Genomic DNA, 11,565 nt, shown 5'->3' on the forward strand with positions numbered 1-11,565 from the left:
TAATCTAATTAGTCTTCGTTAATCTTTGGTTCGTACTTAGCTTGAACTTCAGCCTTGGACTTTGCCAAACCTTGAAGTAAGTCGAGGTGTTCTGCAATGTGGATGTTCAAGTACTTGTCGTACAGGTCTTGGTGTTCCTTCAAAATCTTGAAGAACTTGTCACGGTAAACGTACTTGTAGCTCTTTTGAGCGTTCAAGAGTGAACCGTACATCGTGTGCAGAACTTGACGAGAGTCATCGCCGTCCAGCAAACTCATAACGTTGGATTCGTTGATCGTTTCTGGCTTTGGTGCAGTCCCATCGGTTTGTGCGTTGAAGACGTAGAATGAAGCAACGTCATCCAAGTTGTCGTAAGCAAACTTGTAAAGTTGAACCATGAACTTAGGATCGACATGGGCAATAACCCGGAGAGCTTCCAACCAGTTAGTCCCAGCGGTCTTAACGTGCCAGCCGTGTTGCTTGGAAATCCGGCCGATAATTTCGTAAACGGAAAGCTTGTCGGAACCTGAGTGAATACTCAACTTGTAACCAAACTTTTCAGCGATGGCTTCGTGAACAACGTATTCACGTTCGAAGCGCTTAACGTCACCGATGTAGTCAATGGCCTTCTGGAATTCACCGTAGAACTTAGGTGCGATGGTTTCAGGAGTGATGCCTTCACGATGTAATTCGTTAGCAAAGAAGTAGTGGTTTGCAGGTGTCGTTGGCACAATCGTTTCATCCATAGAAATTTCGAAGTCCAAGTTGTAAGGAACGATGAACTTGTGGTAGATGAAGATAGCGTACTTAACAGCTCCATAGAAGATCAGAACTGATTCTTCAACGTCACGCTTGGAGAAGTGAACGGAAGCGTCGTCACTGATTTGGAACGTCTTGTCCAAGTAAGTCTTGTTGAAGCGTTCTACTAAGTCGTCATCCAAAGCGTTGAACTTTTCATCCAATTCTTCATCGGAGAACTTAGCAACTTCGTTATGAATCTTTTCGGTAGCATCCAAAGTAATCATGGTGCAACCAGCCTTAACGGCGTAGTCAACTTCGTGAGGGTTCTTAACGTGGTCACCATCGTCAACCCAGCCATCGGTGTAACCTTCTTCAAAGACGGCCCAGCCGGCATCCAATAAGACATCGGTTTCGGTACGGTTCATCAATAGTAATTCACGAATGGATTGTTGTGCTAAGACAGGTACAATGCCCCGGCCCTTGAACAAACGTAAGTGAGCGTTAGAAGCGTTGCCTAACCGGTCACCTAAACCAAAGGTGTACTTGTAACCGTGACGAGACGTAGGCTTGATCCAAGCGAAGCGCTTAGCAAGTGCACGCCAGTTGGTTTCGTTTAAGTCACCAGTGATTAACGTCTTGTTGTGGTCAACGATGCTTTCCTTGGCGTCAAAGTCCTTGACGTCATCGCGATCTTCGTAAACAACCAAAGTCTTGGCAGTTTGCTTGTTAACGGTTTCATGTAAGATGAAGTAGACGTTGCGGCGATCTACTTGAATTGAAGGTGCATAAACTTCTTTATCTGATAAGCTGTCATAGTTACCTTGGGCAGCAATAATCTCATAGACATCTGAAACTAACTTTTGTAAGTCCATTGATATAACCCTCCATAATGTAGTTTGATAAAGTTTTTAAAAACCGTGATCCCAAATTATTTAGTGTGACGACTAATCCTTGTCTTGGTCGGTAGCTTTGCTTTCACCGATCTTGCCGCCTTCCCAACGACCATGGTCAAGGTCATCGGCAATTTCACCAAAGCGCTTGTCATCCAGTTTGTATAAGAAACCGATTACAACAGCGGCAATGATTAAGCAAAGGCCAGGATATAACGTCATAGCGGCCTTGATACCATTTAAGGCACGCGGTGTTTGCGTTGCGTTGGCAACGTAACCCGTTAAGGCCAAGACACCGGCACTAACTAAAGCAGCCAGTGATTGTGCAATCTTCCGTGAGAAGTTAAATGCAGCGTATGTAATAGCTTCTTTACGGACACCTGAACGCCATTCACCATAGTCAATCGCGTTGGAAACCATGGCCCAAGTAATCCCGTTAGGAATAGCTAAAGCCGTGTAACCAATGGTAACTAAGACGATGAATGTGATAACGTTGGAAGGCAAGAAGTAGTTTAAGATGTTGGCTACGGCACCAACAACGAAACTCCACATTGCGGTCCGCTTTTGACCAAAGTGCTTGGTCAGCGTAGGAATCATGAAGACCCCGACGATTGAGCAACCCATCATAATAGCGTTGATGATTGGCTGAAGACCAATGTTACCCAAGTTGTATTGTGCGTAGAACACCATCATTTGGTTGTTCGTGTTCATGGCAGAAATGGTAAACAAGGTCATCAGAATCAAGGCACCTAAAGGACCGTTCTTAAAGATAACTTTGATGTAATCCTTAAAGCCTTCCTTTTTGGCTGCTTCACCAGTTGCCCGGTGAACCTTAACATTTTCCTTGGTTCCAAAGTAACATACGGCAAACATTGCAATCCCGATGACAGCGAAGACTGCGGCTGCCCAGAAGTAACCATGTTCTTCTTTGACACCAGTGTTCCCGTTAGCAATCAAACCCATCAAAGGAATGAAAGCAACCCCGGCGATGAACTGGGCACCGACAGAACCAACTTGACGAGAGGTCGCCATGAAGCTCCGGTCTTGCGAGTTCCGGGACATAACGGAAGCCAAAGAACCGTACGGGTCATTGGTAAATGAATAAACCAGGCCCCAAATCATGTATGCAGCATATGCATAAATAATCTTTTGGACCCCAGTGAGACCAGATGGCATCGTAAACGTTACGACGGTCATAATCCCTAAAATGATGGCTGAAATCATCATGACCGGACGGAACTTACCACGTTTACCGATGTTCTTCCGGTTATCAATAACTGACCCGGCAATTGGATCCATAAACGCATCGAAAATCTTGGTGAAAGCAAAAATCCCAGCGACGGCTCCGGCACCGATACCACACGCATCAATCCAGAACTTAGTCAGGTATGCTTGCCCAAGGTCAAACATGAAGCCGTTACCAAAGTCCCCAAACCCATAAGCAATCTTTTCATGAGTAGGAATCCGCTTTGAGGAGTCATTCATCATTTCCCCATCTTTAACGGCGGGTTTTGGACTTGTTGCTGCTTCTTCGCTCATTTGAGCACCTCCTTGAATCTGCTTCAAACCGTTAACCGAAATCGCTTACAATTTAGATACACACGTTAACACAAACATTAACGCTGTATCGCTATCGCTCATCGGTTTCCACAACAAATGTTAAACGTCAGAGCTTCCAACGACACATTAGTAAGCGCTTTCCTTTAACAATGTCTATACTATCACAAACTCATGCACACGTTAACAATTTTTTTAATAAAAAAAGGATTATTTTCGCAAATCCTTTACAGAATCCCGGACTATCAACGTTGGGACGATTACTTTTTTTATTGGATCCGTCATTGAACCGTCCAATAATTTCGTCAAGGCATCAATTCCTTCTTGAACAATATCATCGGTTGGCTTGCGGACCGTCGTCAATCGTGGAACCAAATATTTCGCGTAACTCATGTCATCATAACCAATAATTGAGATGTCATCCGGCACGGAGTACCCCAGATCTTGGCAGGCTCGAACCGCACCGGCCGCCATATCATCGTTAGACGCGAAGACACAGGTTGGCGTGTCGATTGCCCCGAGGATCGTTCGCATGGACTCGTAACCGCTATCTGGCAAATACGTTCCCTGTTGAATCCACTCCGGCTTAACCGTTGCACCACTAGCTGCCGTGACGTCTAGAAAGGCTTGCTGCCGATCATGCGTCGAAACGAAGTCGCTGGCCCCTTTGATCAGGCCAAACTTCTGATGCCCCATTCGAACGGCATATTCCATTAATTTCCGAGCGCCTAGATAGTCATCCGTCGTGAAGTTGGAGACGTCCTCCCGATTAATCTTTCGGTTGAGGATAACGACAGGCAAGCCCCGTTCAATCATCATGTTGATAAACGCATCATCGTTCGTACTTTGACTCACGACGATGGCTCCGTCGTATTGGTGCCGGCTCATGGCGTTACTCCCATCCAACGCCTCAATGCTGTCGATAGAAATCGAATAACCGACAGGTAAGGCTTCTTTCGATCGATTGATAACATCTACCAAGAAACTCGGTGACGTCCCTGTATCCAATTCTGAGAAGAAGATTCCAATAATAAAGGAGCGCTTCTCAACTAACCCCTTGGCATTAATGTTGGGCACATAGCCCAAATCGTCCGCAATCTTGCGAATCTTACGTTTTGTTTCTTCTTTGACTAAGGGACTATCGTTCAGAGCACGTGAAACCGTGGTATGCGAAACGTTAGCGCGCTTAGCAATTGTTAAAATCGTTACCTCTTCCAATGTCTTACTGCCTCCCTGTTACGATCATCAATTGCTCGACTCTCTATTTCTGCAGCTGAGCGGGTTAACTTTAAGCACGCCTCGAGACTTTCTAAGGTGTTGACGTTATCTGCAGAACTGCTAATAGACCTACTATAACAAAATCGCCGACCAAATACAGTGTTTGGACCGACGATTTCATCGTTTTTTTCAATTTACGGTGTCTTCAAGAATTGGTCTAGCTGTTGTCTAGTCGGGTAACCATCGTTATCACCCGGACTTTGAACGGCCATCGCGCCAATGGCATTGGCCCGCTTTAAAGCCTTGGGTAACGGCTGCCCTTCCAGCAAACTGGAAATAAGACCAACGGCAAAGCCATCGCCCGCTCCCACAGTATCAATGACTCGTGGGACGGAAAATCCCGGTACCGTTAGCTGTTGGCCATTCCTTAATTTAGCAAACGCCCCGTCCGCGCCTAACTTTACAATAACGGCTTTGGTCGTGACACCCTGCTGGAGATAGAAATCAGCAATGGCTGCCGGCGTCTGCTGGCCCGTCAAGGTACGACCCTCGCTGAGTCCCGGCATAACGATGGTCCCATAACGGGCCAAGTCATTGGTTACCCGGATCATTTCTGCTTGAGACTGCCACAATGTCGGGCGAAGATTGGGGTCGAAGGTCACTGGAATTCGGTTGTAGACCAGATCAGCATTGAGTTGCCGGTAAGTCGCCAGGCAATTGGCTGACAAGGCCGCGAAGATTCCCGAGAGGTGGGCAAACCGAACGCCCGCAAGGTTCACCGTTGCCAAATCGGCCGGTTGATAATTGGCCGCCGCCGATCCTTGGCGAAAATAGGCAACGGCCGGGTCACCATGGGTCACGCGTTGCTTAAGGTAAAAGCCCGTCGGCAAGCCCGGCTTCGTGAGCATCGCCGCATCGGCAACGCCATCGGTCCGTAAGACCCGTCGCAGGTAGCTACCGAAAGGATCATCGCCCACTGCAGAGACATAATCGACCGGGTGCCCCAGTCGGGCCATGCCAATCGCCACGTTGAGTTCCGCCCCCGCAGAAAATTTCTGAAACTTTTGAGCCGTGGTCAGATCAACATCGCTCTCCTGAGCTTCGAAGACCACCATTGGTTCTCCAATCGTCAGTAATTCGCCCATCGCCTACACCTCCCGTTAGGACTTGGCAATCGCTTCCCACAGTCCGTTCAGATACGTTAATCCCAGTGCCCGATCGTAAAGACCATAGCCGGGACGTCCCGCTTCTCCCCAAATGTCACGACCGTGGTCCGGACGAATCACGCCGTCAAAACCAGAATCATGAAGAGCTTTCATAATCGCAAACATATCAAGAGAACCCGCACTGGACAAGTGTGCCGCCTCGCGGAAGTCGCGACCGTTACCAGTAAACTTGATATTCCGTGCATGAACAAATGGCACCCGCCCCTGGGCTACAAACTCGCGAATAATGGCGGGAATGTCATTGTCCGGGTTCTCACCCAGACTACCCGTACAAATGGTAAAGCCATTCGCAAGCGAGGGATTCATGGCCACGATGGCCCGCATATCAGCAGCGTTCTTAAAGATTCGTGGTAAGCCAAATAACGGCATCGGCGGATCGTCTGGGTGCAAGGCCATTTGAATATGGCAGGCTTCACAGACCGGTAAAATCGCGTCCAAGAAGTATTTGAGATTAGCTGATAGCCGCGATGCATCCACATCCGCGTAAGCCTTAAATAACTGTTGAACCTTAGCTAGTCGTTCCGGTTCCCAGCCAGGGAGACTGAAGCCGTTATCGCCACGCTGAATTTGTTGGATAAGCGCCTGGGGATCCTCCGCGGTGTAGCGTTCTTGAAACGCAAGCGCCTTGGACCCATCCGCCAATTCGAAGTGTAAATCCGTTCGAATCCAGTCAAAAATTGGCATAAAATTATAGCAAATCGTCTTAACACCCACCTGAGCGAGGTTACGAATCGTCTGTTGATAATTTTCAATGTAGTGGTCCCGGGTTGGCAGGCCAATCTTAATATCGTCGTGAATATTAACGGATTCGACAATTGTAAATTTCAAACCCGCTGCTTCAATCTGGGCCTTTAACGCCTTGATTTTAGCCAGCGGCCACACCTCACCAACCGGTACATCGAATAGTGCACCGACAACCTGCTGAGCGCCCGGAATCTGCCGAATATCCTGGAGCTTAACGGCATCCTCATCGGGGCCATACCAGCGAAATCCCATTTCCATCTCTCGTTCTCTCCTTTTAGTCGCAATTAGCAACTTAACAGCAACTAGGAGACTTCTCTCGTCTTAGTTACCGCAGATCATTCATTGCAACTTGATCCATATCATCATAAGTTTGGTTTTCACCACACATTGCCCAGATGAAGGCGTAGTTCGTCGTCCCGACACCACAGTGAATTGAGTAACTCGGGTTGACGACGGCTTGGTCCTGTTTCATCCAGATATGCTTGGTATTTTCAGGGGTCCCCATGAAGTGTGAGACCCGGGTATCTGCAGAGCCAAATTCACAGTACAGGTACGTTTCCATCCGCCGAGCATGCGTGTGAGCAGGCATCGTATTCCACGAATTTCCTGGTTCAAGAACCGTGTAACCCATTTGAAGCTGACACGTCTGCATGGTCGACGCATCGATGTATTTGTGAATAACCCGCTTGTTCATATGTTCTTGATCACCCTTAGGCATGGCGATCGCGTCTTTGTAGACCAATTTCTTATTAGGATAGGTCTTGTGAGCTGGCGTAGAAACCACGTAGAACTTAGCCGGCGTCGTCGGGTCAATCGAATCAAAGGTTACGTGCTTGGTTCCCATCCCAATGTAAAAACCATCGTGAGGAGCAATCGCGCTCTCCGTGCCATCAATGGTAACGGTCCCGGCACCGCCGATATTAATAAAGCCTAATTCGCGCCGTTCTAGGAAGTAATTGACGCCTAACTCCTTGTCCAGCTTAATCTCTAGTGGACCATGAACTGGCGTAACCCCACCAAAAATCATCCGATCATTGTACGTGTACGTCAACAGAATGTCGTCTGGACTAAAAATCTTTTCCATCAAAAATTGTTCACGCATCTGGTCGGTGTTGTAATGGTCAATATCTTCGGGACTGTGCGCGTATTGAGTGGTCATATTGAATGCCATGGTATTACCTCCATATAGTAGTGATTAACCAACTAATGAATGCTCTTTCCCTCTGCTCAGCCCACATACCAGTTTAGCACATGCCAGCAGAAAAGCCCTCTCATATATCACAGACTTAAAATCAGCATAACCAAGTTCCATGCCATCTTGTAACAAGTTTCACGTTGTAAATTGTCCGTGATGGGTCCTGAAAAGAAGAGAAACCAGCAAGGCGCTTCGCTTTGCAGCGGCTTGATAACGTTGAGATGGAAGCGCATTCATTTAAAAATGTTAACGTGTTCATTATAGTGAATTTTTATCGAGATTACCAGCCGTCTTGCCTCCCGGTTCCGATAAAAAACGCCGCCGATAGTTCACGCCATCGCCGACGATGTCATCTGGTTAAATATCCAAATCAGTTTTGTCGCCTGGACCCACGTTCATAAAATATCCCGGAAACTTATCCAGCAGATATTTGCGCTCCTGTAGCATCAATCTCAAGTGCGCGGTCGTTTGGAACCGAACATCTTCCAGATCACGCCGATAGACGACATCCAACAGGTTCTCATGCTGCTGCAGAATTGTCTGCCAATTAAGCGTATTAACTTTTAGTCGGATCCACCGGAACCGGTTCAACTGCATGTTTACGGTCTGTAACCAATCCCAAATATTATCGCGGCCCGCAACCGTGTAAAACCGGTGGTGAAAGGCCTCATCGAGATCGAAGAAAGTATCTGGATCTTCCTTTTGAATCGCAACCGCTTGCTCCCGTAAGTTTACCCTCTGCTCGTGATACGCAGCATCCGTCATCTTGGCAGTGGTCTCCAGCATAATCTCAACCTCAACGTTTTGCCGGACAAAGCGTGCGTCCTTGGCTTTTTCCATATCGATTTGCGAAATATACGTCCCACTCTGCGGAATGACATCGATCAACCCATCCCGTTCAATCCGAATGATCGCCTCTCTAACTGGCGTCCGACCAATCCCTAATTCCTCTGAAATCGTCTTCTCAGAGATTTTTTGACCAGGGATAAACTTATTGTGCATAATCCGATAGCGAAGCTCGGAATACGCCTCATTTCGCATATTTTTCGTCATTTGTTGCATCTCAACTACACCTCCTTAATACCTACGTCATTTTACTTGTATATTAGTTTAACACAGGTGTCACCAGTTTTCCCTTGATTTTTTTGAAACGGGTGATCCTACCGGAGATTAGTAAAACGATTAACTTGCTAGTCGCTCAAGCCCTAACAGTGACTACTCTGCTCGTAAATTTTTTCACGAACTTTTTATTCCACCGCTAAACTACCCTCGCAGTTATTAATTGACTTCTAAACATAATTCTGGTTTTTGTTAATCAGATTAAGGGCAGTCGGTACCATTAGCTTGACTGATGCCAATAGAGTATCCGTATCATGTTATTTGATTTTATATTATTATTCGCTAAAAATCATTATTTTGTCTCCTAAAATCACCAATCAATAGAAAAATCAGACGCTCAATTTTTGAGGGCCTGATTCAAAAAATTATTTAAAAGACTTGCTGGTACAACACAGCCGCCGCAATCGCTCCTGCGGTTGGCGCCACGATCGGCACCCAACTGTAGGCAAACTGCGAACTCCCCTTATGTGGGAACGGCCAAACCGCGTGAAGCAAGCGGGGCCCAATGTCTCGAGCAGGATTCAACGCCGGTCCGGTCGGTCCCCCAAAGGAAATGACGAGACACATGACCAGAAAGCCTAGTCCGATAAAATCTGCTCGCGGATCGATCTTATCTGCAGTCATACTGACCGCTCCCAGCACCAACAAGAAGGTGCCGACGAACTCATTGATAAAGCCATTCAGTTGGCTGTTAGCCGCGTCAATCGTGGAGAACGTCCCCAGGATCGCCTCGGCATCGGTCGTCCGGTCATAGTAAGGCTTATAGGCCAGAACCAATACCAGCTGACCAACGATGGCCCCGACCGTCTGTGCGAATATGTATGGCATCACTTCTTGCCAAGGAAAATTACCAGTAACGGCCATGGCGACCGTCATCGCCGGATTAATCTGCGCACCCGAAATCGTGGCAAACATTAACGCCGGAATCATCACGCCAATCCCGTAACCAAAACCAATGAGAATCCAACCACCATGGTAGCCCTTAGTTCCCTTTAACTCCACGTTGGCCACCGAACCGTTACCCAGGGCAACCATCACGGCCGTCCCAATCAACTCGGCCATACACCGAACGAATAAAGAATAATGCATCACTCAATACCTCACCCATCATATTTTCTTTTTTACCCTGCCGAAAATGTTCACGTCGGTCAGCAGACCAACCTGTAAAAAACAGCAGCATTAATATCATCCCCCTATCGTCGATCGCTTTCAATCTTTTTTCGCGGTTTTACACCATAATCTGAAAATTATCACAAAATTAGTTAGAATTGACCCGAAATTGGTCGGAATTCCTGCCCGAATCGAGTCGAATTTCCATTATTTTTCATTTTGAATTCACTTGGAAAACCAAATGTAAACAAAAAACACGATGTCCATCCCTCCCTTATAGGAGAAATAAACATCGCGTTTCCGAGGTTAGCACCTCACTATTTTAAGCGACTAGTCTTCATCAAAGAACCCGAAGTAGTCGTGAGCGTTATTGTAGGAAATATCTTCCACAATCTTACCCAGGTAATCGTAATCTTCTGGTACTTGACCCGTCGTGACCCATTCACCAATCAGGTTGCACAGCACCCGACGGAAATATTCGTGCCGCGTGTAGGAGAGGAAGCTCCGTGAATCCGTCAGCATCCCCACGAAGTTTGGCAACAGGCTTTGTTGGGCCAAAATGTTTAATTGGTCGTGCATCCCATCGCGGGTATCGTTGAACCACCATGCACAGCCTAATTGGAGTTTTTGAACGCCATCGCCTTGGAAGCTTTGCATCCCAGTGGCCAATTCCATCCAGTCGTTCGGGTTCGTGGAATACAGAATCGTCTTAGGAATGCTGTCTTCTTCAGACATCGCACTCAACAATTTCATCATTTCACCGGCAATCCCGGGTTGAGACCCCATGGAATCCCAGCCCGTATCGGCACCCAACTTGCGGAACATTGGGCCGTTCGCGTTACGTAAGACGTTGATATGGTATTGCATCGTCCAGCCAAACTTTTGGTTTAACCGCATCAGAACCTTCAGTAAGGTCGTCTGATACTTGTTAACTTCGTCGTCGGTCAAGTGTTGATTGTCCTGACGTGCCTTAGCCATGATGGCATTGAACTCATCGTCGGTAGCTTCGGCGTAGTGGAACGTGTTTAACCCATGGTCGGACAGGCGACCACCCATTGAAGCAAAGAAGGTGAAGCGTTGTTCCAAAGCCTTCGTCAGGGACTTCAAGTCAGTGATATCGACTCCAGAGACTTCGCTCAACTTATTCATATATTCGCCGTAGTCGCCCTGGTTAATCCGTACCAAATTATCGGGACGCATTGCGGGTAAGACCTTGAAGCCATTTTCCTTCTCTTCGGCCTTCAACAATTTGTGGTAGTGTAAGTCAGAAGCTGGATCGTCCGTGGTGCAGACCACTTTGACGTTAGCATTCTTAATCAAGTTACGTGGCTTGAAGTCATCCGTTTGGAGTAAGGCGTTCGCTTTCTTCCAAATAGCCGGTGCGCTCTTTTCATTGAAGACTTCATCAATTCCGAAGAAGCGCTTCAATTCCAAATGGGTCCATTCGTAGAGTGGGTTCCCAATCGCACGGTTAATGGTCTTGGCCCAGGCTAAGAACTTCTGATACTCATCGCCATCCCCAGTGATGAGTTCTTCAGGAACCCCATTAGCCCGTTCCAAACGCCACTTGTAGTGGTCACCGGCGTTGCCATCATTTAACCAGATCCGCGTGATATTTGGATAATTCTTGTTCTCGTAAATATCCTTAGGATCAAGGTGGCAATGATAGTCGATGATCGGCATCTTTTCTGCGTGTTCGTGGAACAGCTTCTTCGCTGGTTCACTCGTGAGTAAAAAGTCTTCGTTCAATAAAGCCATTACAAAGGTCTCCTTTAATTTTTATCAA

Annotated in this window: 9 protein-coding genes; all 9 read right to left on the reverse strand. The window is 47.1% G+C overall.

Annotation, left to right across the window (positions count from 1 at the left end):
• Positions 1-8: 8 nt before the first annotated feature.
• Positions 9-1,592: a tagaturonate epimerase family protein gene (locus V8I28_RS09275; RefSeq protein ID WP_168899340.1), complete on the reverse strand. Its 1,584-nt coding sequence runs from the start codon at positions 1,590-1,592 to the stop codon at positions 9-11.
• Between the two features lie 72 nt (positions 1,593-1,664).
• The gene (locus V8I28_RS09280; protein ID WP_341779842.1) at positions 1,665-3,149 is read right to left on the reverse strand and encodes a glycoside-pentoside-hexuronide (GPH):cation symporter; all 1,485 of its coding nucleotides are present in this window, start codon (positions 3,147-3,149) and stop codon (positions 1,665-1,667) included.
• Between the two features lie 228 nt (positions 3,150-3,377).
• Positions 3,378-4,385 (reverse strand): LacI family DNA-binding transcriptional regulator, encoded by a 1,008-nt coding sequence (locus V8I28_RS09285; protein WP_341779843.1) that lies wholly within the window; start codon positions 4,383-4,385, stop codon positions 3,378-3,380.
• Positions 4,386-4,579: 194 nt separating this feature from the next.
• Positions 4,580-5,530 (reverse strand): sugar kinase, encoded by a 951-nt coding sequence (locus V8I28_RS09290; RefSeq protein WP_341779844.1) that lies wholly within the window; start codon positions 5,528-5,530, stop codon positions 4,580-4,582.
• Positions 5,531-5,545: 15 nt separating this feature from the next.
• On the reverse strand, positions 5,546-6,613 hold the full coding sequence (gene uxuA / locus V8I28_RS09295; RefSeq protein ID WP_341779845.1) for a mannonate dehydratase: 1,068 nt from the start codon (positions 6,611-6,613) through the stop codon (positions 5,546-5,548).
• A 67-nt stretch (positions 6,614-6,680) separates the two neighbouring features.
• The gene (gene kduI, locus V8I28_RS09300) at positions 6,681-7,526 is read right to left on the reverse strand and encodes a 5-dehydro-4-deoxy-D-glucuronate isomerase (RefSeq protein ID WP_341779846.1); all 846 of its coding nucleotides are present in this window, start codon (positions 7,524-7,526) and stop codon (positions 6,681-6,683) included.
• Between the two features lie 381 nt (positions 7,527-7,907).
• On the reverse strand, positions 7,908-8,612 hold the full coding sequence (locus V8I28_RS09305; RefSeq protein WP_341779847.1) for a GntR family transcriptional regulator: 705 nt from the start codon (positions 8,610-8,612) through the stop codon (positions 7,908-7,910).
• Positions 8,613-9,038: 426 nt separating this feature from the next.
• Positions 9,039-9,758 (reverse strand): MIP/aquaporin family protein, encoded by a 720-nt coding sequence (locus V8I28_RS09310; RefSeq protein ID WP_341779848.1) that lies wholly within the window; start codon positions 9,756-9,758, stop codon positions 9,039-9,041.
• Between the two features lie 351 nt (positions 9,759-10,109).
• The gene (gene uxaC / locus V8I28_RS09315) at positions 10,110-11,537 is read right to left on the reverse strand and encodes a glucuronate isomerase (RefSeq protein ID WP_341779849.1); all 1,428 of its coding nucleotides are present in this window, start codon (positions 11,535-11,537) and stop codon (positions 10,110-10,112) included.
• Positions 11,538-11,565: the final 28 nt, after the last annotated feature.

It is taken from the genome of Levilactobacillus sp. HBUAS70063 (genome assembly GCF_038374745.1).
In the GTDB taxonomy this organism is placed as follows: domain Bacteria; phylum Bacillota; class Bacilli; order Lactobacillales; family Lactobacillaceae; genus Levilactobacillus.